Source organism: Pseudomonas sp. A39 (assembly GCF_058145955.1).
Window position 1 is genome coordinate 23,843 of sequence record NZ_JBYVMD010000014.1, and the last position, 23,753, is coordinate 47,595.

A 23,753-nucleotide genomic window follows, 5' to 3' on the forward strand; every position below is an offset into this window, starting at 1 on the left:
TTGAAAAAATGAGGTTTGCTGCTTGACGATCTTTCGCCGATAGGTTTTGATTGCCTTCGTTATCTTTCGAAACGAAACTTATCATCGCCATGTCGAAACGAAATACACCCCAACGGCGCCACAACATCCTGACCTTGCTCAATGAACAGGGCGAAGTCAGCGTGGACGAATTGGCCAAGCGTTTCGAAACCTCGGAAGTTACCATCCGCAAGGACCTGGCCGCGCTGGAAAGCAACGGCCTGTTGCTGCGCCGCTACGGTGGCGCAATCACCATGCCTCAGGAGCTGGTGGGCGATGCCACTCAACCTGTGTCGGTCTACAAGCGTGCGATTGCGCGTGCTGCGGTCATGCGCCTGCGCGAACACGCACGCATCATTATCGACAGCGGCAGCACCACCGCCGCGATGATCCCCGAGCTGGGCCACCAGCCCGGCCTGGTGGTGATGACCAACTCCCTGCACGTGGCCAGCGCCTTGAGCGAACTGGAACACGAGCCGGTGTTGTTGATGACCGGCGGCACCTGGGACCCGCATTCGGATTCGTTTCAGGGCCAGGTCGCCGAGCAAGTGCTGCGATCCTACGACTTTGATCAACTGTTCATCGGCGCCGACGGCATCGATTTGCAGCGTGGTACCACCACCTTCAACGAATTGCTGGGCCTGAGCCGTGTCATGGCCGAGGTCGCCCGTGAAGTGGTGGTGATGGTCGAATCGGACAAGATCGGCCGCAAGATTCCCAACCTGGAACTGCCCTGGAGCAGCGTCCATACCCTTATCACCGATGATCGCCTGCCGCTTGAGGCCCGCGACCAGATCCAAGCCCGCGGCATTACGCTGATATGCGCGGCAATCATCTAGGAGAAACACCATGTGTGGCATCGTAGGCGCAGTCGCTGAACGTAACGTAACCGCCATCCTGCTCGAAGGCCTCAAGCGCCTGGAATACCGTGGCTATGACAGCGCCGGTGTGGCCGTCTTCACCAATGCCGGCAAGCTCGAGCGCATGCGCCGCCCGGGCAAGGTCAGCGAGTTGGAGCAAGCCCTGCTTGGCGAGCCGCTGGTCGGTCGCCTGGGGATTGCCCACACCCGTTGGGCGACCCACGGTGCGCCGTGCGAACGCAATGCCCACCCGCACTTCTCCGGTGACCTGGCGGTGGTCCATAACGGCATCATCGAAAACCACGAAGTGCTGCGTGAACAACTCAAAGGCTTGGGTTATGTGTTCACCTCGGACACCGACACCGAAGTCATCGCTCACCTGCTCAACCATAAACTCAAGGACCTTGGCGACCTGACCGTCGCCCTGAAGGCCACGGTCAAGGAACTGCACGGCGCCTATGGCCTGGCCGTGGTCAGCGCCAGCCAGCCCGACCGCGTGGTTGCCGCCCGCAGTGGCAGCCCGTTGGTGATCGGCCTGGGCCTGGGTGAAAACTTCCTCGCCTCCGACCAACTGGCCCTGCGCCAAGTCACCGACCGCTTCATGTACCTGGAAGAAGGCGATATCGCCGACATCCGCCGTGAAAGCGTGCAGATCTGGGACGTTAACGGTCAATCCGTCGAGCGCGAAGCCGTGCAATACCGCGACGGTGCCGAAGCCGCCGACAAAGGTGAATACCGCCACTTCATGCTCAAGGAAATCCACGAGCAGCCAGCCGTGGTGCAACGCACCCTGGAAGGTCGCCTGAGCCAGAACCAGGTACTGGTCAACGCCTTCGGTCCGCAGGCTGCCGAACTGTTCGCCAAAGTGCGCAACGTGCAGATCGTGGCCTGCGGTACCAGCTACCACGCCGGCATGGTTGCCCGTTACTGGCTGGAAGAACTGGCCGGCATCCCGTGCCAGGTGGAAGTCGCCAGTGAGTTCCGCTACCGCAAGGTGGTGGTGCAACCCGACACCCTGTTCGTGACCATCTCCCAGTCCGGCGAAACCGCCGACACCCTGGCGGCCCTGCGCAATGCCAAGGAGCTGGGCTTCCTGGCCAGCCTGGCCATCTGCAACGTCAGCATCAGCTCCCTGGTGCGCGAATCCGACCTGACCCTGCTGACCCAGGCCGGTCGCGAAATCGGCGTGGCCTCCACCAAAGCCTTCACCACCCAACTGGTTGGCCTGTTGTTGCTCACCCTGTCCTTGGGCCAGGTTCGCGGCACCCTGGCCGAAGGCGTCGAAGCGACCCTGGTCGAAGAACTGCGTCGCCTGCCAACCCGCCTGGGTGAAGCCCTGGCAATGGACAGCACCGTGGAAAAAGTCGCCGAACTGTTCGCCGACAAGAACCACACCCTGTTCCTTGGCCGTGGCGCGCAATACCCAGTGGCGATGGAAGGCTCACTCAAGCTCAAGGAAATTTCGTACATCCACGCCGAAGCCTACCCGGCCGGTGAGCTCAAACACGGCCCATTGGCCCTGGTGGATGACGACATGCCGGTGGTCACCGTGGCGCCGAACAACGAACTGTTGGAAAAACTCAAATCCAACCTGCAGGAAGTCCGCGCCCGTGGTGGCCAGCTGGTGGTGTTCGCCGATGAGAAAGCCGGCATGACCAACGGTGAAGGCACCCACGTCATCAACATGCCGCACATCAATGACACCCTGTCGCCGATCCTCTACACCATCCCGCTGCAACTGCTGTCGTACTACGTTGCCGTGCTCAAGGGCACCGACGTGGACCAGCCGCGCAACCTGGCGAAGTCGGTGACGGTGGAGTAACCCGCTACGCCCTGGAGACCCGCCCGGGTCTCCAGGCTACCGCGAAAGGACGCGACCTCGATGCAAACCCCCTCCCTGATCCACCAACGTCTGAACAACCGCCGATTCACCGTCGCCAACAACGCCCAAGGACTATCTGGCGCGGGTACGGTGTTTCATTACCTTGTTGAAGGTGATGCCATTTCCGGCACTTACCAGGGCGGGCGGATTCGCCTGGGTACGCAAGTGGGGCGAGTGACCGGTTCCCATTCCATTGAGCTGCTTTATCACTGCCTGACGCTGGACGGGCAATTGCTGGCGGGCTGGTCGCGTGGCACGGTGGGTGTTGATCACGCTGGGTTTACCACGTTGGGCTTCCAATGGGCATGGTTGTCGGGCGCAACGGGAGGAGGAGAGTCTTTTTACGTCGAGATGGCGCCTCGCACATAAAGCAGTAATGCGTGTTCGCGATTGTTGTTGAAGCATGTGCCATGCAGGGGCATTGCCCATGAACCGGAAAATCGCCTTTTCAGAAGTGGCGGGCACATCAATGTTTCGGCAGGTCTTGATCGCTCAAGTGGAAGGCGCGCGGCGAAAATCCCAAGTGGACAGCTGCATCCGTATGGTCGAACACAAGATCCTGATTCATGCGCATCACCAGGGTGCTGGACAAATGACGGTAACGTGGAAGACCCCGCATCAGGTTGATAGCCAGGCGTAAAAAAAACGCCGGCACAGGCAGCATGCGCACCGGTAGTTCCTGGGCCTGGAATATCCGGATGACCATGTCGCGGTAGGGAAGGGTCTCGCTACCCGACAGGTTATAGTCGCCACACCTGGCCGCAGGTGCCAATGCTGCCACGCATGCTTGAACCACATCGTCTGCGTGAACGGGTTGTCGCAAGCCCATGCCACCGCCTATCAGTGGAAAGAAGCGCAGTGTGCGAATGAACTTTGCTATTTCGGCGACGTTTTTATCTTGGCCAAAACCATAAATCATAGTGGGCCGAAGAATGACCCAGTCTATCCCTCGCTCCTTTGCCCAAGCCTGGACGTGATTTTCCGCAACTATCAAGCGTTGCACCAACACGCGTTCCTGCGGGTCAGACGACTGCCCCTTGGTGTATCGACTGGTAGAGGACAAGACAACAATACGCTTGAGCTTGCCGATGGCAAGTCGCTCCAGATACCCGGACAGTACCCAAATAGGCGCGAACGATAGCAATGCATCCAGTTCAAGCCCTCGCCAGTGTTCTGCATGACACCATTCAATATGAGAGGACGAGGCCGGAAGCTTGCCGCGTGTCAACGCGCTGACGGTACAACCTGCTTGTGTCAGCAAAGGAAGCATGCGTTCGCCCAGCAAACTGGTGCCGCCCAGTATTCCTACCAATGAATCAGGCATTCTTTTTCGCCGTTATGAAATGACGTAGATGGATGAATGCCTGGCGAGCGATGACCATGCTGAATCGCGCCCAGACCCCAACAACGACTCCAGCCCATAGGGACACCGGGTATTGGTGGCGGAAAAATTTGCGATAGAAGATCAGCATCCCACGGTGTTTGTGCCATTCAATGAAGTAGGGGTGATCTTTACTGCAGGCTCCGTAGGCATGCATTACCTGAGCGGACGGTACAAACAACACCTTCCAGCCACTGCGATTAAATCGCATGCACCAGTCAAGATCCTCGCAATGCAAGAAGTAGGCTTCATCCCACAGGCCTACGCGCTCCATTGCCTCACGCTTGACGAGCATACAGGCACCGGAAATCGCTTCGACCTCTATGGGCGCACAAGGGATGGGATCCTCGTGCAGCAAGAAGTCTGCAAATGCTGCGGGGAAAAACCGAGTCAGTCTCGACATTCCGAACGCCCGCAGTAGCGCCCGTTGAGGTGTAGGGAAAACTCGGCGCCCTCCAGCTTGTTCACTGCCATCGGGGTTACATAAAAAACCGCCTACCATGCCAACAGAAGTCGAGCTGTTTAAAGCCTTGAGCAGGCAGCCCAGCGCGTCGTTTGCCAGTACACAGTCGGGGTTCAGGAAAAAAATATTGGGTGCGGTGGAGTAGTGAGTTCCGATATTGCACCCTGCGGCAAAACCGAGATTGGCTGAGTTTCGAATAATCAATAATGAATTATCAGCGCGCTGCGGCTCTTCGATGGATTTCAGGCTGTCATCGTGGGAGTTGTTGTCCACGACAATCACTTTTGAAGCGCCGGCCGCAAATGCGGAGTCCACACAGCTCACGAGAAATACGCCGGCGTTATAGTTGACGATAATCACATCACAATCATCCTTGCCTATGCATGTGATTAACTCGTCAGACAATGCTACGCTCTGGGACTTTTTCAATAGATGTCTGGCCCTTTGATATCAATGTAACATCAGAAAACTTATATCGATCCATTCTTCATAAGCGTCCCGAACTAGGGCATGCAATCGAACTAGATCAAGGATTGAATAAAAGATGCAGTCGTTCAGCTTATCTCCAGCAGCAATGATAAGAAGCCTTTTCGTCCACCGACATTTGACTAAAGCGTTGATTCACAGAGAAATTGTGGGACGCTACAAAGGGTCGATGTTAGGTATCTTCTGGTCATTCTTCATCCCTGTATTCATGCTTCTGGTTTATACCTTCGTCTTCAGTGTCGTATTTAAAGCCCGCTGGTCCGGTGGCTCTGACTCCAAAAGTGAGTTCGCACTGGTATTATTCGCAGGTCTTTTGACATTCAATCTTTTTTCCGAGTGCGTGAATCGGGCACCTGGCCTGATATTGGCGAATACCAATTACGTCAAAAAAATTGTTTTCCCCCTGGAAATACTGCCCATTGTTTCGCTGGGGGCAGCCTTATTTCACACGGCGGTGAGCCTATTGGCATGGCTGGTGTTCTACGTCGCCTTATTTGGGATCCCTCATGTGACGGTTTTACTGCTTCCACTGGTGCTGCTGCCCCTTGGTCTGCTGACGCTGGGCATCAGCTGGTTTCTTGCATCGTTAAGCGTGTACTTGCGCGATATTGGCCAAGTGGTTGGCATAATTACCACTGCCATGCTCTTCTTATCCCCGATTTTCTATCCTCTTTCCGCGCTCCCTGAAGGTTATGCCGCTGTTTTACAACTGAACCCTTTAACATTGCCTGTGGAGATGGCCCGTAGCGTACTGTTTTGGGGTCATGTCCCCCATTGGAGCAGCCTGGTCATTTACACCGCCATATCAATGATAGTTGCCTGGGCGGGATTTGCCTGGTTTCAGAAAACACGCAAGGGATTTGCCGATGTCGTCTGAAGTCAGCATTCGAGTTGAACAACTCAGCAAACGCTACCATATTTATGAAAAGCCAGCCCATCGATTGTGGCAAATCTTTTCTGGGGCGCGTAAACAGTACTTCAAGATATTTCCGGTGCTCGATAACATCAGCTTCGAAATAAAAAAGGGTGAAACTGTAGGTATCATTGGGCGTAACGGTAGTGGCAAATCGACACTTTTGCAGATGATCTGCGGCACACTTAATCCGACCAGCGGCCATATTGTTACCCATGGACGTATTGCTGCATTATTGGAGTTGGGCTCTGGATTCAACCCTGAATTTACTGGCCGTGAGAACATTTATCTCAATGGTGCATTACTTGGGCTGAGTACGGCTGAAATAGATGATCGATATGCGGCAATCGAAGCATTTGCTGAAATTGGCGAGTATATTGACCAGCCTGTAAAAAGTTATTCCAGTGGAATGTTTGTACGGCTGGCTTTTGCGATCCAAGCTAACATCGATCCGGAAATACTCATCGTTGATGAGGCGCTGGCAGTGGGGGATGCTTATTTCGTCCATCGATGTATGGACCGTCTGCACCAGTTGCAGGAGCGTGGTACCTCGATATTGCTGGTGACCCATGACAGTACGCTGGTTAAGCGTTTCTGTGACCGGGCCATATGGCTCGATCAAGGCCGGATTCGCCGTATTGGTAGCTCGCAGGAAGTCGTCGATGACTATTTGCACTGGCTGTTTGAGTTACCCGTTGTGCTTGCCGTCCCGGCCAATACGCCGGTTCATGCGCCTAGTTTGGCTTCCGACGACGAGGAGACAATTGCCAACATCGACAGGCGTCTCGGAGACCAGCGCTGTCAGGTCATCGGCGCACGCTTGTATGACAAGCACAGGGTGCCGATCGAGGAAGTGCAGGGTGGGTCTGAGGTCATCCTGCGATTCACCGTTTCCAACACCGACCTTACTTCGACTGATCGATTGGTATTCGGCTACATCGTCAGAAACTTCAAGGGCGAAGAAATCGCTGCAACCAATACTCGACTTGAAGGCATGACTGCCGAGCAATTCATGTACGCAGGTGAGCGTATTACGGTTGAAGCGAGGGTTCAGATCCCTTTCCTTCATCCAGGACAATACTCCTTCAGTGTCGGAGCGTCCTATGTGCAGGAAGGAGCGTCGCAGTTGACGCAGGCAGATCGAATCATCAATGCCATCGTTTTCGGTGTTACGTGTCAGAAAGATATCAGCACAATGATTTATTTTGACACTAACTTCAGCCTTCATCGGGCACGTTGAGTTTATCGGTAGGAATTGTCTGTCAAAACAAACAGATAAGTCCTACATGCTGTCTGGCTAGTCGGGTCGTCAGGGACCCGTTAGGGTGTTACTTGCGATACAACGATAGGGAATCAAAAGCATGACCCGCAAGGTACTTTGCATCGTTGGTACACGTCCCGAAGCTATCAAGATGGCACCTGTCATCACTGCTTTGCGGGCAGAAAAGAATATCGAGTGCCGCGTGCTGGCCACCGCCCAACACCGAGGCATGCTCGATCAAGTACTCAAGTTCTTTAAAATTGTTCCCGATCTCGATTTGGACATCATGCGACCCAACCAATCCTTGACGGCATTGACCGCACGGCTCTTGGTTGAGCTCGACAAGGTTTTGGAGTCCGAGAAACCGGATGTCGTCCTGGCGCAGGGCGACACGACCACCGTAATGAGTGCTGCGTTGGCCTGTTTTTATAGACGTATCGCGTTTGGTCATGTCGAAGCGGGCCTTCGTACCGGGGATATTCACAACCCGTTCCCGGAGGAAGCCAACCGGGTCATTGCCGGCAAATTAACTCGATGGCATTTTGCCCCAACACAAGGGGCCGTAGATAACCTTTTGCGCGAAGGCATCCCCGCATCCCATATCACGATGAGCGGCAATACCGTGATTGATGCGTTGCTGATAACCGCTGCGCAAACCTTACCGTTGGATATCGAGCTGGACGCGAGCAAGCGCCTCATACTGGTGACTGCCCATCGTCGTGAAAACTTCGGCGAGCCATTCCAGAATATCTGCCAGGCGCTCAAGATTCTTGCCGACCGGAATGCGGATATCCAGATCCTCTACCCGGTCCACCCTAACCCTAACGTCAAGGATGTCGCGTACCGGCTGCTCGGTCAGACGCAAAACATCCTATTGTGCGCACCCCTGGATTACGCGCCATTTATCGCCGCTATGAAGCGCTCTTACTTGATCATCAGTGATTCCGGTGGTGTGCAAGAGGAAGCTCCGGCGCTGGGCAAGCCGGTCCTTGTGCTCAGGGAGGAGACCGAACGGCCGGAAGCGGTGGATCTTGGTGTGGTCAAGCTCGTGGGCGCCAACCGGGACACTATCATTGAAGAGGCACAACATTTGTTGGATGATCCCCAGGCTTACCAGCGCATGGCTCGTGGGGTTTCGCCCTACGGTGACGGCAACTCTGCTGCGCGTATCGTTGGTGTGTTACGGCAATACTTCCAACAATGCGATTAATCTATCTGTCACCGGTGCCGTGGGCCAGCTTCAGCCAGCGCGCCCATCATTTCGTCAATTGGTACCATGACCAGACTGGCGAACCCGTACTCTGGATTGATCCTTACCCTACACGTTTGCCTTCGTTTAGCGACATCAGGCGCAGGTCCATCGTGACTGATCAGGACAGCGTTATGACGCCATCCTGGCTGACCGTTTGTAGGCCTCGTACCCTACCGATCGAGCCTATTCCCGGTTCCACACTCTTACTCAAGCACCTGTGGCGTAGCGTGTTCAAACAAACGGCAGGTTTTTGCGCAGGCGCGCCTTGCATGTTTGTGGTGGGAAAGCCCTCAGAGTTGGCTCTGCAACTGCTGGCGCAGTTTCCGGATAGCGATGCTATCTATGACGCAATGGACGATTTCCCTGCGTTTTATCAAGGCATCTCACGGCGATCTATGGAGCGCCGTCAAGAGCAGCTTGTTCGCCGGGTATCCAGAGTTCTAGTGTCTTCAACGGCGCTGCACGACAAGCTCAAGGGCATGACAGGCGACTTGGAGTTGGCCCGCAATGCCTGCGACATTCAGAGCCTGGCGCCGTTCGAGAGCCTTGATCTTGGGGTAAAGCAACAAGTATTGGGCTATGTCGGCACAATAGGTCAGTGGTTCGATTGGGATTTGGTCATCGCGCTGGCCCGTGCCAATCCGGGAAACCAGGTTCGCTTGATCGGCCCCCTGTTCACGACCATGCCGGGTGCGTTGCCTGAGAATATCGAACTATGCCCCGAGCATGCCCATGCCGACGCCATAGCCGCCATGGCGGCGTTTTCCGTCGGATTAATCCCATTCAAGCTCAGTCGGTTAACTGCGTCTGTCGACCCTATCAAATACTACGAATACCGAGCGCTTGGATTGCCCGTCATTTCAACGCGATTCGGCGAAATGGCTCATCGCGGGCAGGAGCCTGGTGTCTGGGTAGTGGACCAGGGTGCCGACTTGCGTCAAACCGCCCAAGAGGCCCTCGCCTGCCGAAGTGATCTTTCAAGCATTCAGCAATTTCGGCAGGACAACCTGTGGGGCACCCGTTTTTCTGCGACCCAGCTGCTGAGGAAAGCCCGGAGTGCTCCAACCCTGTCCGACCTACAGTCGCAATGAGCCTCCGTGGCACCTCTCGGACGTGATTGCACACCTCCTAAACTGTTTACGCACTGCAACGGGATTGAGTAATTTCATGAAAAATGAACTACCGAACCTCCTGGTACCGCATGGCAGCCAGGTTTGTGCTGAAGAGCGCGGCCAACTGTTAGGCCAGAAGCCTCTGACAATTTGGCTCACAGGGCTAAGCGCTTCCGGGAAGTCGACCCTGGCCTATGCACTCGAACGGGCATTGATGGATAGGGGGCGTCTGTGCTTCGTGCTGGATGGCGACAACGTGCGTCATGGGCTCTGTAACGATATTGGCTTCAGTCCACAGGATCGGGCGGAAAACATCCGTAGGGTCGCGGAAGTGGCCAAGCTGATGAACGCTTCCGGCATGATCATTATCGCGGCCTTGATATCACCGTTTAATCATGACCGTCAGCGGGCACGCGAAATCATAGGGGCTGGCAACTTTCGTGAGGTGTATGTCAGCACTTCGCTGGCCGTATGCGAGGCCCGCGACCCAAAAGGGATGTATGGCAAGGCGAGAGCGGGACTGCTACCGGAGTTCACAGGCATCTCGTCACCTTATGAAGCGCCGGAGCGTCCTGATCTGAGTATTGATACGAACAAATCGAAGCTGGTTGAGGCGATCAATCAGTTGCTCGTTCTAATAGACCCCGGTTACGCCTCCTCATGAACGAACCACTGCCCGGCCCAGGGACATATTAAGCATGCCTGATGCACTGTTCGAAAACCTGCTCGTTTCTTCGCCCAATGGTGGGGGGTTGCTATTTATTCACCATCGTCAGGTGTTCCGTCTGGACGACCTCAACACCACCGGTATCAGTCTGAAGGACGGAAGGTTTTTAAGAGGTTTTCAACCCGAGGGCCTGGTTTACTACAAGGGGAGCCAGACTTCGGAGAAAACAGGGGAATCCATTCACGATATTCATGACGTATTGATCGTCGATTCTTCTTGTTATGCCGTGGGGACGAGTGCGAACGAAATTCTGCAATTGGATGAACACTCAGCCATCGTGAATCGTTGGACATTCCCGGGCGAAACTGACGCGCAACACATTAACTGTCTTGCGCTTTGGGGGCGGCGCATCATTTTCAGTGCCTTTGGTGACTTCTGCCTGCACCGTGAATACAAGGGTCGCACCGCCCGATCCGGGTTTGTTCGGGATTTGCATACCGGAGAGCGCTTGATTGATGGGTTGTCACAACCCCATAGCCTGGTCCCGTTTGGCGACAATCTCCTGCTCGCCAACTCCGAGCTCATGGAGTTACGGGAATACGACAGCAGCGCCACCTTGTTACGAAGCAAGCGATTAGACGGCTACACACGGGGCATCTGCATCCAGGGCAACGTCCTCTACATAGGCTTGAGCCGTTCGCGAAACATCGAATGCAGCTCCCTTGGTAATGCAAATCTGGTGGCGCTGGACCTTCAAAGCTGGGAGGAGTTGGGGCGCATGGCGCTCCCGATAGCGGAAATCTATTCAGTTCTGGCCACTGACGATATAAAGGCGCTCCCTTCGATCCTCGCGGGTGTCAGCCAGCGTGCAGCCCTTGATTATCGACAGATGATCAATAAACGAGATGAACAGATCCAAGAACTGAAAAACCAGAACGGCAGACTCAATCTGATCATTGACCCCCAGCCGGAGCTTTCCGTACTGCTGCAGTTGTCAGATACGATCCAGCAGAAAGAGCAGGAGCTTAGGGCGGCTCAGGTGCTGGTGGCGGATATCACGCAACAACTCGGGCGGTTTCGCGTCGCACTGGCAGAGCGGGATACGCAGTTGGAAGTGAATGAACGAGCTACCCGTTCACTGCTCGACAGTCGGTCGTGGCGCTGGACGCTGCCACTCAGAGCGCTCGGGCAGTGGTTCAGGTGTTAACCCTGTTCGTCGATTGTGCAGGGAAAGCATCACCCAGGCTTAATACTCAGGTGTTTGCAGGCGGCCATCGAATTCAAACCAAAAACTGGCACCGCCATTGGCCGCTCGACCTCGCATGAGTTCGGTCAACAGGTCATTGCTGAAGTGCTGGTGATATGCACTTCCGAACAAAAGCCTGGTGCGCGGGTTATCGATCATCAACGCCAAGAGAAGATATTGCTCCGTCCAATAGATTTGATGATCGATCAACCACCGTTGTGGAAGGCCGAAGGGCAGAAAAACATCGTGAACATGCACATAGATTTTCTTGGTTATTTTCGGCAGCAGCCGAAGGTAAATATGCAGACAATCACTGCCTGTTTTTACGGTATGTGTCGAATCGATAAATAGGATATCGCCATCTTCCAGGCAGGAATTCAACATTTCGGCGGTCAAGTCTTGAGCGCGTATTGCCTGTAAATCAAGTGTTCCTTTATCGGCAAGGGAGGTGATGAACGGTCTTGGAAATGGTTCGATACAGCGCAGTCGACCGACTTTATTTTTATTCAATGCTTCCAAGGCAATCAACGATGAAAATCCGCTTCCGATTTCAACAATATTTTTCGGTCGGATACTTCTTACAAAAGCGTAATAGGCGGTGGCATCGGTGCAAGTGAATTGACCATTTTTCCAGAAATAGGAGGTGCAGGTATCTTGGTCTCCCATTTCAGCAGGGGCGAATTCATCCGAATAGGGAATCAGCTCGATAAGGTTGGCCTGCAATGCTTCATTATCGAAGAGGCCGCAGTCTAAATAAGGCGGTTCCGGCTCGTAATATTCATAAGAGGTTTTAATTTCAGAAATCGAGGGGGTGCTGGAATAAAAGTTGCTGGGAGTAATGTTAAGGCCTTGATTTTGAAGCCTTTCCCTGTCCTGTGGATCTGCCCATAGAAGCTTTTGCATCACGGGTAATGCTGCATTGAACTCTTTATCCGTTATTTTCGCCATCATTTAGAATTCCCGTTCCGAGCCATTTAGGGCAGTACAATGACCGCATTCGCCAGCAAAGCACATTAATTTCAATTCAAACTGTAACTTATCCAGTCGACCTGCTGCATGATGGCAAAGTGCCAAGATTGAGAGTCACAAAAAGTGGCTATTTCATGAAACCTGATGAATATAACGGACTATTGTTACTGACCGTATAGTCAGTGTCATCAACTTGGGCGTAAGCTGACATGATATCTTCCCGCTGACCTGTTTCAATTCGCGGGTCAGCGCCAGTGGGATACCCTAGCCCAGAAATTGGCAGAATGTACATGTGACAAAATCATCGCGCTGATTGACCTTATTCACGGAGCTCGGGGCCAACCGTTTCGCCAAAGGGATATGAACGAATGGAACAGATTGATCGCTTGCTTGAGCGTATGGACAAGCTGACCTTCGCTGTAGAGCTCAAGTCGAACGAAAGCGTGCAATTGCTCAGGGATATTGAAAGTAGAGACCAGATTATTGGTTTATTGCACGCGGAGAAAGAAAGGTCGAATGAGCGCCTATCGGCCCGTAATGTCGAGTTAAACCAGTTAGTCGAGAAGATGGCCCGCGACCTGCAACAGATTCAAGTCTTATCGCACAAACTCCACGAAACGGAGATGGCCCTGCAGGCGCAGATATCCGAAATAGAGGTTCTGTCAGAAAAAAATGAAAGTCAACAAGTCCAGCTCGCCTCAAAACAAGCCGAGCTATTGAGTCTTTCCGATTGGGCAACCGCGATGGATCGAGCACCTCTGCGCTATCTGGTACGCAAATTTCTGTTCAATTCGGCTCGTTATATTTACGCGCGTCTTCCGTTTGCGCCCAACCGCAAGCGCAGGTGGGCCCATAGGGTTCGTGGCTGGCTCAAAGGCAACAGTATGTTAGTGGATAGCCAGCCATTGTCAGAGTTAATGGCAATGCCAGCGGACAGCGTAGGCCTCGACTTTGAAAATCAGGACGCCGCGTTCATCTTTGGCGTCATCGACTGGCATTTCCGTATCCAGCGCCCACAGAACTTGGCCAAAGAGCTGGCCCGCAGCGGCCAGGCGACGTTCTACATTTCGAACAACTTCATTGATAGCGACATCCCGGGCTTCGAAGTCGAGCCCCTCGAAGGGGTGAACGGATTATTTCAGGTCCGGTTGAATGTGGCTGGGGCCCCGCCCATCTACCATGCGCCTCCCAGTACTGACGCAATAAAACAACTGCGCGAAGGTGTGTCGAAGTTGCTGCAGTGGGCGAATGTCTCGGCGCTGCACAGTATTGTGCAGCACGCCTATTGGTTCCCGGTCGCACGATGTATTCCCAGCTCCACCTTGGTTTACGACTGCATGGACCATCACGAGGGGTTTGGAAATGTTGCTCAAGAATTGCTGGACCTTGAAAAAACGTTGATGCGCCGAGCTGATCTATTGGTCGCCACGTCAACTTGGATTGAGAATCACGGCAAACGGGAGAACAAAAACGTCACGGTGATCCGCAATGCCGCAGAGTACAGTGCTTTCTGTACCCCACCTGACCACATTTACCGAGATGCTCAGAGCCGAAAAATCATTGGTTACTATGGTGCGATTGCTGAATGGTTTGACCTTGAACTGGTCAAGCAAGTGGCCGAGGCATTTCCCCACTGTTTGGTCTTGCTGATCGGTTGCGATACGGTTAACGCGAAGAAATACTTCAAAGGTTGTCCGAATGTACTTCTGCCAGGGGAAGTTCTATATACGTCGCTACCCTACTATCTTCATGCAATGGATGTATGCCTTCTGCCGTTCAAAGTCATTCCCCTGACATTGGCAACAAATCCCGTGAAGGCCTACGAGTATCTAAGTGCAGGTAAGCCTGTGGTGTCGGTAAAGTTACCAGAGTTGGATCATTTCGATGGCTTGGTCAAGACTGCTGAAAATCCCACGGACTTTGTTACCGCCATTAGAGATGCACTCAAGCAGCCTGCTGAGCATGACTCGGCGCGTCAGTCTCGCCAACAATTCGCCCAGAACCAAACCTGGACACATCGAGCTGTCGCCTTACGTGAGGCCATTGACAATTTGCCCATGCCGAAAGTCAGCGTCATCGTGTTGACGTATAACAATCTGGAACTTACCAAGGCGTGTCTGGATAGCCTAGTCAATAAAAGTGGTTACTCCAACCTGGAGATAATTGTCGTCGACAATAACTCCAGTGACGATACACCGGCTTTTCTGACGGGCTGGGTTACTGCTGGTCCAGGCCGCACCATTATTCTCAATAAGGATAATAAGGGGTTCGCGGCTGGCAATAACGTGGGGCTGGCGGCGGCGACCGGAGACTATCTGGTGATGCTGAACAACGATACGGTGGTCACTGCAGGCTGGGTAAAAGGCCTGATGCGCCATCTGTTAGATAACGACGATATTGGTATTATCGGCCCGGTGACCAATAACATCGGTAATGAAGCTCGCATTGCTACACACTATACCCAGCTTGGCGAAATGCACGCTGAAGCAAGGCGTATTACGCGTAACCAGATGGGCCAATGGTTCGAAATAAATACCTTGGCATTCTTCTGCGTGATGCTGACGCGTCAATGCTATGAGCAAATCGGCGGGTTGTGTGAAGACTACGGATTAGGTTTTTTTGAGGACGATGACTATTGCCGTAGGGTTCAACTGAACGGCATGCGGGTGGTGTGCGCTGAAGATGTGTTTGTGCACCATCACTTATCAGCGTCATTCAATAAGTTGGGGGCTGAAAAAAAACAACTGCTTTTTGAAAAAAACAAAGCAATTTATGAGAGTAAGTGGGGGGCCTGGACACCCCATCGATACCGTGATGTTTAAACAATACTCCGGTGAGCTCTGTTGAATCTACGATTTATAAGAGAGGCTTCATGTTGTTTAGAAAACCCGTCCAGTTACTCATCATAGCAGTTGTTGTATTAGCCACCGTGGTCGTTAGCCTGCCAGGCTTTTTGTCCCTTAACTTTCCGATTGTGGACAATAGCATCAAGTTTATCGCGTTATTTGCAATAGGCGCTGCGGTCATTTCGACAGTGTGCAAGATGTCCCCTCTGATAGTGGGGGCGGGTTTGATTGTGACGGTCACCGTCGCGTGTGGCCAAGTGTGGCCGTTACTGACAGTTCTTTTATTCAGCGTGTCATCGACGTTGTTAGGCCATAAGATTCTTGGGCGCTGGAAACCCGGCGAATGGTCCCTGCACCTACTCCTCGGGGCCGGGATATTGGGAACGATGGTCGGGCTTGCGGCCCATTTCCCCATTAACTACCCGGCGTCATATACGGCGTTGTTGTCACTGCCCTTCCTCATCAATTGGCAGCATGTGCGATCGCTTATCCTCCAGCTCTGCCAAGCAGTCGCGACCGATCAATCACCTTCAATTGTTGCCCGTACTCTCGATCTGGCTGTTTGCAGCCTGGCTGCCCTGTACGTGGTCATCGCTTTCATGCCCGAAGTGGGCCATGACGCTCTGGCCATGCATTTGTTTATCCCTGCTCATCTCCTGGAACGCCATCAGTGGGGGTTTGATGTAGATACCTATATTTGGGCACTGTGGCCAATGCTCGGCGATTGGATTTACAGCCTGGTATATATGCTGGCCGGGGAAACAGCGGCACGCCTGACCAATACGTTTTTTATACTCATTGTTGCCTGGCAAATTCGTGAGTTTGTAATCTGGGCCGGGGGAAGCCGCGGTCAGTCCCGTTGGGCAGTACTGATTTTCCTGTCGACCCCATTAGTGTTTTCCGAAGCAACCAGCCTATTCATCGAGTCGGTGTGGACGGCGTTCACGCTAGCGGCGATCTTTTCGATTTTGAGAATGTCGGACGGCACACAGAATCATCGAGAGGGGTTTGTTAACCTAGTGTTGGCGGGCACCTTGTTAGGCTTTGCCATCGCTACCAAGGCGGTAACACTCAGCATTCTCCCGGTTCTGTTAATTTCAATGTTATTCCAACACAAGGCCTGGGCAAAGCGTGGGCTGGTTCCTTGGCTGCTCGTGGGCACGCTACTCTTTTTGATCGCCGGCGCTATACCGTATGCGTTTTCTTGGTACATAACGGGAAATCCGATATTTCCTTTTTTTAACACGGTTTTTCACTCGTCAAGGTTTCCTCTCTCTGACTTTCAAGCGCCGGCGCTTTTTGATAAGGGCTTTTCGTGGAAAACCCTATATGCGATGACGTTTGCGTCTGAACGCTTTATTGAAGGCAGGGCAGGCTCCGCTGGTTTTCAGTGGCTGCTCATTCCCGCGGTAGCGGTTATTCTTTTATTTCGAAATCATCGTAGGGCGCTGGGTATTTTATTAATCGGCATCGGCGCGATGATCGCCACCTATTACTCTACTGCCTATCTACGCTACGTATTTCCCTCTTTTGCGATCGTGTGTGCAGTGATTGTTTTACCTTTCTCAAATACACCAAAATTGATAAAGATATTGGGAGGAACACTTGGAGGTCTTTTAGTTTTCTTTAATATATGGTTTATTCAATCGTCCACTTATTATGGGCAGCTTTTACCGGATGCAGTACTTAGCAAGCAAGGGCGTGACGATTATTTAAATGATCATATGCCGATTCTAAAGCTGGTGGAAATTTTAAATATTTTAAACTCATCACAGCGTCCTGTTGCAGTTTTTGCCAGCCCGCTTGTCGCGGGGCTTAAAAGCGACGCGCTTTATGCGTCTTGGTACAACATGCGATGGCTGGCTGACGTTGATTCAGTAAAAACAGAGCGTCAATTATCTGAGCTTTTTCGGCAAAGAAAAGTCGACTGGTTGATTATAGATCCGACTCGATTGACAGCAGAAAAGCTACAGTTACTCCTGCATATTTCACTTCCGGTCGTTACGCTGAGCGGGATAGAGTTGCGACGATACAATGATACCACTCGGTACACTCTGGAAATGTTGAAGAACAGTGAGCTGTTATCGGCGGAAGGGTGGAGTTTAGCTTCGCCTTTAACTTATGATGATTCGCAAAAAATATTCAGCGTGAATGTAAAGGAACCCGCGACCCAAGCTGTAACAGTAGAGGCGGGCCGAAGTTACAAGAATAGTGTGTCTGTCCGCTGTTCCGCAGGGGTTACGCAAGGGCGTATTCAGGTCAACTGGCACGACGCTCAAGGTGCGTTTATCAGTACAAACATACAGGTCTACACCTGCAGCAGTGATTGGCAGAGTCATGAAATGACCGTGACCGCTCCAGCACAGGCGACGACGGCAATCATATATGCTTCGGGCCACACAGAAGAACCGCTGGTGTTCAAGTCTGTTTCGTTCAAGCAATAAACGGTGACCTACGTGAACTCACAAGTAGAACCATGCAGCGAAGAAGACGAAGACCTTATTGCGGTTGTTATTCCTTGCTACAAGGTGACGGCGCACATTCTGGAGGTCATCAACGACATAGGTGCTGACGTCTGGCGCATTTATGTCGTGGATGACGCCTGCCCAGACGGTTCCGGCAACTATGTGCAAGCCCACCTTACTGATCCTCGCGTCATTGTGCTGAGGCATGAGTCGAATAAAGGGGTCGGCGGTGCGGTAATGACCGGCTATAAAGCAGCCATTACCGATGGTGCGAGCATCATCGTCAAAGTTGACGGGGACGGTCAGATGGATCCCGGCTTGATCCCGTTATTTGTCTACCCGATTTTGGCGGGAGAGGCAGATTATACGAAGGGCAATCGTTTTTTTGATTTGGAGCAGGTGCGGTCGATGCCGAGACTGCGTGTTTTTGGTAACGCTATCTTGTCATTAATGGCAAAACTTTCAACGGGTTACTGGGATCTTTTTGATCCCACTAACGGCTATACGGCCATTCACCGAGATGTAGCAAAGTTGTTACCGCTTGATAGAATAAGTCAGCGCTATTTTTTTGAAACAGATATATTGTTCCGATTGAATACGCTAAGAGCGGTTGTGGTGGATGTTCCAATGGAAGCGAAATATGCCGAGGAAGTCAGTAATCTAAAAATATCCAGTATCGTCGGCGAGTTTCTGATCAAACATGCTAGGAACTTCATTAAAAGGCTGTTTTATAATTATTATTTAAGAAATATGTCCCTGGCATCTTTAGAGTTGCCGAGCGGCATAATTATGATTGTTTTTGGTATTGTTTTTGGTGGGTATCACTGGTTGCAATCAATGAACAGTGGAATTCCAACCCCTGCCGGGACAGTCATGCTGAGTGCTCTTCCGATACTCGCGGGCATACAGCTAATCCTGGCGTTTCTAGGATACGATATCGCGACTGTACCCACTCGCCCTCGTCATAGGAAACGCCGAGAGCGTCTTGCGCGTGGGGAAAAAAAGCGCATTGATTAAAGCGTCTATAAGTGCTCGTTCTGTATTGCAGTCCGGGATTTTTCGGTCGTAAAAGAAATACCATTGCGAGAATAAAACAGTGAAGACACTGAGAGAGCTTTTATCGGAGCCATCGCTTAATGAATTTGATGTAGACGGCCTCGAACGTCTTGAATTGCACGAGAAAATACTGGAGCGCAAGCGAATGCTTCGGGAGGTTTTTTTCGAGTTTCATCACTCGTTTCATCGTTTGGCAGATCGTTACTTCAACGTCGAAGGCTTGGAGATTGAGTTAGGCGCGGGTATTGCTCCGATGCGTAATTCGTATCCTGAAGTGCTTGCTACGGATATCGTTTTTACCGAGCAATTGGACAGGGCATTGAACGCTGAGGCAATGAGCCTGGAGGACGGTTCGGTCAGGGCTTTTTATGGTCAAAATTGTTTTCATCATTTTCCGCACCCTGATCGGTTTTTCGCGGAGCTTCAAAGAACGCTCAAGCCAGGTGGTGGGGCTATTTTGATCGAGCCTTACCACGGGTGTCTGGCGTCTTTCATCTATAAGCGTCTGTTCACGTCCGAAGGGTTCGACAAGCGTTTCCCTACTTGGGAAACCCCGTCAGCAGGGCCCATGAACGGCGCCAACCAAGCGCTTAGCTATATCGTTTTTGTTCGTGACAGAGACGTCTTTGAGCTCAAGTACCCGGACTTGGAGATCGTCGCTGAAGAAGTGTGCAGCAATTATCCCCGATACCTTATTTCGGGAGGACTAAATTTCCGGCAATTGCTGCCTGACCTCTTGATCCCCTTGATAAAATTGACTGAAAAATTGCTTTATCCGGTGAGACGCTTGCTCGGGCTTCATCACATCGTGGTTATCAGGAGAAAGTCTTGACCTTTATTCGGTATGGCGCCATTCAAGTCATGGCTTACGCGCTGGATATGGGCTCTTTTTTGTTGCTACTGTCGCTATTCAACGATCAACCGGTGCTCTCCAATGTTGCCGGTAAAGTGATAGCTGGGGTCTTTGCGTTTTTTCTGCATCGTCACTTCACGTTCCAGTCGACCCACCGCAGTCGTCAGTCCCAGGCGTTACGCTATTTTTCGCTGCTCGCTATCAATATTCCAATGGCATCGGCATTGCTGGGCGTGGGAATGCATTTTGTTGATAGCCCGACCTCGTTGAAATTTATCTCTGACGTGGCGTGCGTGCTGATGACTTACTGGGTGAGTAAGTTGTTCGTATTTCATTCCGACAAGCATGATCCTGCCTCCTCTGATCAAGCCAAAGGCCTATAGCAATGAAGCTACTCATTACCGGGGCGACAGGCTATATCGGACAGCAATTGACAGCTTTGGCGTCCACACGCGGGTTCGACGTTATCTGCGCTACGCGTCGACCCTGCTCTACGGCCTATTCATGGGTCCCCTATGACTTACTCGGCCCCGCCCCTGATTGCCCTTCAGGTGCAAAAGCTATTATTCATCTGGCGGCCGACACCTCTACGGGTGCTCACATGAGTGCAGATGATGAGGTACAGGCGGCTCAAGCACTGATCCAAAGTGCCCATCAAGCCTCAGCCAAGTTTATTTTTATCTCTAGCCAGACGGCTGATCCTGCGGCGTCCAGCGTTTATGGCTTAACAAAATGGCGTATCGAGCAGGCTGTGTTGGCTGCCGGAGGCAGCGTGATTCGTCCTGGGCAGGTGTATGGCGGCCCGGAGTTCGGGCTCTTTGGGGTGTTGGCAAAGTCGGTACGCCAGTTCCCATTTTTTCCGGTTTTTATGCCGGCGCCTCGCATCCAGCCTATTCATGTCGACGATCTGGCAGCGTCGATTTTGGCTGTAGTGGATCGCGACGATATCAACGGCGAAATTTTCAATGTCGGCGCGGTACAACCTATTACCTTCACCCACTTTCTCAAATCGATAGCTCTTTATCGGGTTCAAGCCATCCGCTTTCCATTTCCGGTGCCCGTGGTCTTACTCAGGGCGCTTGTATTGCTGCTCGGGCAAACAATCAGTACCCGGTTGGGGCTGGAGCGAATTTTTTCACTGATCAATCTGCCACTCATAAATACTGAGAGTTCCCTGACGAAACTGGGCATTGAGTTGCGGCCCATTAGTCATGGTATGCATCGCTCTGGTCATGGCCAACGGCGATTGCTCATTCAGGAAGCGGTTGTACTGTTGAGTTACTTACTAAAAAAACCAGCTCGCATCAGCTTGATCAGTCGGTACGTGAGGGTACTGGAGCGGGCGAACAAAACGTGCTCAATCATGGCGTCACGCTTGTTGGTGCGCTGGCCGATACTACTGACCCTCTTGGATAATCCGAATATCTTGAAGACGCCTCAGGGTAAGGAGCTGTCCTGGCGCCTCCAGGTTGCGCTCAGCATCGCCGAAGCCAGCACCCAGGGAGCCACGACCTTTATCGGCACGGTGCAGCCTCGCAGCTTTGCCTGCGCGATAGCAGCATTGGGATTTACCTTGGTTAAAGAGCTTGCGTGGCATATCCCGAAGCTGGTGGTCCGCCCCTTCGTTTGTCGGCTGTTTCTGAACAGTGAGCCTGCACGTGACGTCTGAGTTTGATGTGATCATTGTCGGCAGTGGGCCCGCAGGTACCTCGGCAGCCTATCCGTTGGTTAAAGCGGGCCTGAAGGTCCTCATGGTGGATGCTCAGCGCGATGCAGGCTCATCGGCAGTACCGCAGCGTCCATTTCTGGCGAGCAGAATGAACGATGAGCATCAGTGGAAATGGATGATCGGCGAAGATTTCCATGCGTTGAATCAGTTGGACGCAATCTCCCCCAAGCTCAAAACGCCTGCTCATGCTCATGTCTTCAAGGGGTTCAGCGCGGGCAATCGCATTAAAACCGATAATTTCATCGGTGTAGGATCATTGGCAACCGGCGGGCTTTCGAATGCCTGGGGCTGCGGGGTCGCGCGGCTGCCCGCCAGTGAGTTTTCCAGCCTTCCCATCGACTACCGCGAGCTGGAGAAGTCTTATGAAACAGTCTCGCGCCGGATGGGTATCAGCGGTCAGGTCGAGGATGATCTTTCCAGCTACTTTGGTCTGGATGAATGGTCGCAGCCGCCCTTGCCATTGGACAGGCTGCACCAGCGACTGCTGGATAACTACACTCGCCAGTCGCACACTTTTCCTGATCTGGGGTTTCGACTAGGTCGTTCCAGAGTGGCGGTTTTGAGCCAGCCTATTGGAGAGCGTCAAGCCTGTGATCTATCGGGAAACTGTTTGTGGAACTGTCAAAATCAGGCGCTGTACAGTGCGTCGCAAGAGCTCTCGAAACTCAAGCAGTACCCAGGCTTTCGGCACGTTCAAGGTTTTTTGGTCGATGATTTGCTGAAACACGATGGGGCCTGGACCGTTACCGACCCCTGTTCCTTGCAACGCTACTCGGGTACACGTTTATTGCTAGCCGCTGGCACACTGGCCACGACCCGGATAGCCCTTAAGCATTTGAATCATTCAGGCCCATTGCCTTTGCTCTCGTCGCCGACAGCAGCGTTTTTGCTATGGCTACCGAAATTGCTCGGTGCCCCTAGAGTGCCAGCATTCGGATTGGGTCAGCTATCGTTTGCGCTCAAGCTGACGGAGAGCGCTACGGCTTTTGGCTCAACGTTCAGTACGACGGGCTTGCCCATGACCGAATTTGTCAACCGAATGCCAATGGGCAAGCGATACAGCATTGAGTTATTGAACAATCTGCTGAGTGCCTGTCTTGTCGGCAATGTCTTTCTGCCCGGTCATTTGTCCAAAAACACGGCAGTCTTGAATGCTGATGGTTCATTGAAGATCAGTGGAGACTTCCAGCCAGAGGTGCCGGCGCTTATGAGCGCTGCAGAGGCGAAGCTGCGTCGCATCTACTGGAAAATGGGGGCGGTTCTGATGCCCATGAGCTTTACCTGCGCCAAACCCGGAGCGGACATCCACTACGCTGGAACCCTCCCCATGCATTCGAACCCTAGGATCGGTCAAACGGATGTTTTGGGCCAAGTGGAGGGGCTGCCTGGCGTACATGTTGTGGACGGCGCCTGCCTGCCCAGCCTTACCGAAAAATCTCACACGTTGACAATCATGGCGAACGCGGACCGCATCGGACGTTCCCTCGTGACACAACTGCAGTAAGGGCACCGTCAGCAGCACCTGCGTCCCGAGACGGCGTCGCAGGTGCGGGGCTTTTAGGTGTTTATAGACTTCGCTATCCCTCAAGCCCCTTCCTGATCAGTCGACCGGGTAGCGGTGCAGGGGTGTGTTGTCACCCTCAGGCCACATCGAGCTCCGGGAGCCTTGCTGGTAAAAGGTGACCGTCACGCTTCTGCGTGAGACGGTCTGGCTGGGTACGACGGGTGAGACTGCGTGCCAGGAGTGGTCCGAACGTACCAGCACGGCAGAATTTCCCACCAGAGGCTCGACCAGTGCCACCACTGCCTCGGGGTCCTTGCCGCGCAGAATGTTCAGGCACCCACCATAGGCGGGATCCCAGGACTCGTTGAAATAGAGAATATGGGTAACGCGTTTATCCGGTAAGTCGGGATGCGGGCCTAAGCTCGCCCCTGCGCCGTAGTGAAACACGTTGACCTCCATGGGGGCCTGCCTCAGATCCTGATCAGTCAGGGCGCCAAGAGCGTCGCGGTAGGCTGCACTGCACAGGTCCCTGGCCAGGCGCCGCCAGGCTTCGCTCAGTTCCGACTCGTAGGCAATAGCGTCGCCACCCATGGGCAGCAGGGCACGGGCCTCGTAGTCATAGTTCTTTTCGCCGCCATAACCGGTGACAGTCTTGAAGTGATCATGGGGATAAGTAGCCGCGAGCGCGGCGGCATCCTCTGCGGAATACAGATTGGTTATTTCGGCCCAGGAATAGGGGGCGGTTTCCAGCGAGCCCATTCTGAGCGCCGACAAGTTCAGGATAGGTCGC

The 23,753-nt window shown here is 53.0% G+C and carries 20 protein-coding genes; 16 read left to right on the forward strand and 4 right to left on the reverse strand.

The window, feature by feature from the left end; all coding sequences use genetic code 11:
- Positions 1 to 89: 89 nt before the first annotated feature.
- The 3 genes from AC3ZU9_RS13360 to AC3ZU9_RS13370 are packed head-to-tail and all read left to right on the forward strand — an operon-like array spanning position 90 to position 3,129.
- Positions 90 to 857: a DeoR/GlpR family DNA-binding transcription regulator gene (locus AC3ZU9_RS13360; protein WP_015886642.1), complete on the forward strand. Its 768-nt coding sequence runs from the start codon at positions 90 to 92 to the stop codon at positions 855 to 857.
- A gap of 10 nt (positions 858 to 867) precedes the next feature.
- A complete protein-coding gene (gene glmS, locus AC3ZU9_RS13365) occupies positions 868 to 2,700 on the forward strand; it encodes a glutamine--fructose-6-phosphate transaminase (isomerizing) (RefSeq protein ID WP_015886641.1) in 1,833 nt (610 codons plus the stop codon).
- Positions 2,701 to 2,760: 60 nt separating this feature from the next.
- Positions 2,761 to 3,129 (forward strand): avidin-fold protein, encoded by a 369-nt coding sequence (locus AC3ZU9_RS13370; protein WP_046035832.1) that lies wholly within the window; start codon positions 2,761 to 2,763, stop codon positions 3,127 to 3,129.
- A gap of 97 nt (positions 3,130 to 3,226) precedes the next feature.
- Here the strand turns inward: AC3ZU9_RS13370 and AC3ZU9_RS13375 are convergent, their stop codons facing one another.
- Positions 3,227 to 4,084 (reverse strand): NAD-dependent epimerase/dehydratase family protein, encoded by an 858-nt coding sequence (locus tag AC3ZU9_RS13375; RefSeq protein ID WP_490090836.1) that lies wholly within the window; start codon positions 4,082 to 4,084, stop codon positions 3,227 to 3,229.
- Positions 4,077 to 4,964 carry a glycosyltransferase family 2 protein gene (locus AC3ZU9_RS13380; RefSeq protein WP_080943232.1) on the reverse strand — a complete coding sequence of 296 codons (888 nt, stop codon included), beginning with the start codon at positions 4,962 to 4,964 and terminating at the stop codon, positions 4,077 to 4,079. Before AC3ZU9_RS13380 ends, AC3ZU9_RS13375 begins: the two co-directional genes overlap by 8 nt.
- A 184-nt stretch (positions 4,965 to 5,148) precedes the next feature.
- On the opposite strand from AC3ZU9_RS13380, the gene AC3ZU9_RS13385 reads away from it, so the two are divergent.
- The 6 genes from AC3ZU9_RS13385 (at position 5,149) to AC3ZU9_RS13410 (ending at position 11,502) form a co-directional block, all read left to right on the forward strand.
- The gene (locus tag AC3ZU9_RS13385) at positions 5,149 to 5,967 is read left to right on the forward strand and encodes an ABC transporter permease (RefSeq protein WP_093544797.1); all 819 of its coding nucleotides are present in this window, start codon (positions 5,149 to 5,151) and stop codon (positions 5,965 to 5,967) included.
- Positions 5,957 to 7,243, forward strand: a complete 1,287-nt coding sequence (locus tag AC3ZU9_RS13390) for an ABC transporter ATP-binding protein (protein WP_490090837.1) — start codon at positions 5,957 to 5,959, stop codon at positions 7,241 to 7,243. Before AC3ZU9_RS13385 ends, AC3ZU9_RS13390 begins: the two co-directional genes overlap by 11 nt.
- A gap of 121 nt (positions 7,244 to 7,364) precedes the next feature.
- A complete protein-coding gene (gene wecB, locus AC3ZU9_RS13395; protein WP_046035829.1) occupies positions 7,365 to 8,474 on the forward strand; it encodes a non-hydrolyzing UDP-N-acetylglucosamine 2-epimerase in 1,110 nt (369 codons plus the stop codon).
- 173 nt (positions 8,475 to 8,647) lie between these two features.
- Positions 8,648 to 9,607 carry a glycosyltransferase family protein gene (locus tag AC3ZU9_RS13400; RefSeq protein ID WP_224795814.1) on the forward strand — a complete coding sequence of 320 codons (960 nt, stop codon included), beginning with the start codon at positions 8,648 to 8,650 and terminating at the stop codon, positions 9,605 to 9,607.
- A 76-nt stretch (positions 9,608 to 9,683) separates the two neighbouring features.
- Positions 9,684 to 10,292 (forward strand): adenylyl-sulfate kinase, encoded by a 609-nt coding sequence (cysC, locus tag AC3ZU9_RS13405; RefSeq protein WP_046035827.1) that lies wholly within the window; start codon positions 9,684 to 9,686, stop codon positions 10,290 to 10,292.
- Between the two features lie 34 nt (positions 10,293 to 10,326).
- Positions 10,327 to 11,502, forward strand: coding sequence for a DUF4915 domain-containing protein (locus AC3ZU9_RS13410; protein ID WP_052958904.1), 1,176 nt, complete (start codon positions 10,327 to 10,329; stop codon positions 11,500 to 11,502).
- Positions 11,503 to 11,541: 39 nt separating this feature from the next.
- Here AC3ZU9_RS13410 and AC3ZU9_RS13415 read toward each other — a convergent pair whose 3' ends face one another.
- The gene (locus tag AC3ZU9_RS13415; protein WP_093544788.1) at positions 11,542 to 12,492 is read right to left on the reverse strand and encodes a class I SAM-dependent methyltransferase; all 951 of its coding nucleotides are present in this window, start codon (positions 12,490 to 12,492) and stop codon (positions 11,542 to 11,544) included.
- Between the two features lie 386 nt (positions 12,493 to 12,878).
- On the opposite strand from AC3ZU9_RS13415, the gene AC3ZU9_RS13420 reads away from it, so the two are divergent.
- The 7 genes from AC3ZU9_RS13420 to AC3ZU9_RS13450 all read left to right on the forward strand — a co-directional run bounded on the left by AC3ZU9_RS13420 (position 12,879) and on the right by AC3ZU9_RS13450 (position 22,963).
- A complete protein-coding gene (locus AC3ZU9_RS13420) occupies positions 12,879 to 15,332 on the forward strand; it encodes a glycosyltransferase (RefSeq protein ID WP_490090838.1) in 2,454 nt (817 codons plus the stop codon).
- Positions 15,333 to 15,382: 50 nt separating this feature from the next.
- Complete coding sequence (locus AC3ZU9_RS13425) at positions 15,383 to 17,800, forward strand: ArnT family glycosyltransferase (protein ID WP_490090839.1); 2,418 nt, start codon at positions 15,383 to 15,385, stop codon at positions 17,798 to 17,800.
- 12 nt (positions 17,801 to 17,812) lie between these two features.
- Positions 17,813 to 18,838, forward strand: a complete 1,026-nt coding sequence (locus AC3ZU9_RS13430; RefSeq protein WP_046035899.1) for a glycosyltransferase family 2 protein — start codon at positions 17,813 to 17,815, stop codon at positions 18,836 to 18,838.
- Positions 18,839 to 18,917: 79 nt separating this feature from the next.
- Positions 18,918 to 19,709 carry a class I SAM-dependent methyltransferase gene (locus AC3ZU9_RS13435; protein WP_224795813.1) on the forward strand — a complete coding sequence of 264 codons (792 nt, stop codon included), beginning with the start codon at positions 18,918 to 18,920 and terminating at the stop codon, positions 19,707 to 19,709.
- Positions 19,706 to 20,113: a GtrA family protein gene (locus AC3ZU9_RS13440; protein ID WP_490090840.1), complete on the forward strand. Its 408-nt coding sequence runs from the start codon at positions 19,706 to 19,708 to the stop codon at positions 20,111 to 20,113. The genes AC3ZU9_RS13435 and AC3ZU9_RS13440 overlap by 4 nt, the downstream gene beginning before the upstream one ends.
- A 2-nt stretch (positions 20,114 to 20,115) precedes the next feature.
- The gene (locus AC3ZU9_RS13445; protein ID WP_490090841.1) at positions 20,116 to 21,399 is read left to right on the forward strand and encodes an NAD-dependent epimerase/dehydratase family protein; all 1,284 of its coding nucleotides are present in this window, start codon (positions 20,116 to 20,118) and stop codon (positions 21,397 to 21,399) included.
- Positions 21,389 to 22,963, forward strand: a complete 1,575-nt coding sequence (locus tag AC3ZU9_RS13450) for an FAD-dependent oxidoreductase (RefSeq protein WP_093544776.1) — start codon at positions 21,389 to 21,391, stop codon at positions 22,961 to 22,963. The genes AC3ZU9_RS13445 and AC3ZU9_RS13450 overlap by 11 nt, the downstream gene beginning before the upstream one ends.
- Positions 22,964 to 23,059: 96 nt before the next feature.
- Here AC3ZU9_RS13450 and AC3ZU9_RS13455 read toward each other — a convergent pair whose 3' ends face one another.
- A complete protein-coding gene (locus AC3ZU9_RS13455) occupies positions 23,060 to 23,722 on the reverse strand; it encodes a 2OG-Fe(II) oxygenase (protein ID WP_093544906.1) in 663 nt (220 codons plus the stop codon).
- Positions 23,723 to 23,753: the final 31 nt, after the last annotated feature.

Bases quoted from the DNA above. Each gene is read 5' to 3' on its own strand.
- AC3ZU9_RS13360 (WP_015886642.1), top strand. From the start codon at position 90: ATGTCGAAACGAAATACACCCCAACGGCGCCACAACATCCTGACCTTG.
- glmS (WP_015886641.1), top strand. From the start codon at position 868: ATGTGTGGCATCGTAGGCGCAGTCGCTGAACGTAACGTAACCGCCATC.
- AC3ZU9_RS13370 (WP_046035832.1), top strand. From the start codon at position 2,761: ATGCAAACCCCCTCCCTGATCCACCAACGTCTGAACAACCGCCGATTC.
- AC3ZU9_RS13375 (WP_490090836.1), bottom strand. From the start codon at position 4,084: ATGCCTGATTCATTGGTAGGAATACTGGGCGGCACCAGTTTGCTGGGC.
- AC3ZU9_RS13385 (WP_093544797.1), top strand. From the start codon at position 5,149: ATGCAGTCGTTCAGCTTATCTCCAGCAGCAATGATAAGAAGCCTTTTC.
- AC3ZU9_RS13390 (WP_490090837.1), top strand. From the start codon at position 5,957: ATGTCGTCTGAAGTCAGCATTCGAGTTGAACAACTCAGCAAACGCTAC.
- wecB (WP_046035829.1), top strand. From the start codon at position 7,365: ATGACCCGCAAGGTACTTTGCATCGTTGGTACACGTCCCGAAGCTATC.
- AC3ZU9_RS13400 (WP_224795814.1), top strand. From the start codon at position 8,648: ATGACGCCATCCTGGCTGACCGTTTGTAGGCCTCGTACCCTACCGATC.
- cysC (WP_046035827.1), top strand. From the start codon at position 9,684: ATGAAAAATGAACTACCGAACCTCCTGGTACCGCATGGCAGCCAGGTT.
- AC3ZU9_RS13410 (WP_052958904.1), top strand. From the start codon at position 10,327: ATGCCTGATGCACTGTTCGAAAACCTGCTCGTTTCTTCGCCCAATGGT.
- AC3ZU9_RS13415 (WP_093544788.1), bottom strand. From the start codon at position 12,492: ATGATGGCGAAAATAACGGATAAAGAGTTCAATGCAGCATTACCCGTG.
- AC3ZU9_RS13420 (WP_490090838.1), top strand. From the start codon at position 12,879: ATGGAACAGATTGATCGCTTGCTTGAGCGTATGGACAAGCTGACCTTC.
- AC3ZU9_RS13425 (WP_490090839.1), top strand. From the start codon at position 15,383: ATGTTGTTTAGAAAACCCGTCCAGTTACTCATCATAGCAGTTGTTGTA.
- AC3ZU9_RS13445 (WP_490090841.1), top strand. From the start codon at position 20,116: ATGAAGCTACTCATTACCGGGGCGACAGGCTATATCGGACAGCAATTG.
- AC3ZU9_RS13455 (WP_093544906.1), bottom strand. From the start codon at position 23,722: ATGGGCTCGCTGGAAACCGCCCCCTATTCCTGGGCCGAAATAACCAAT.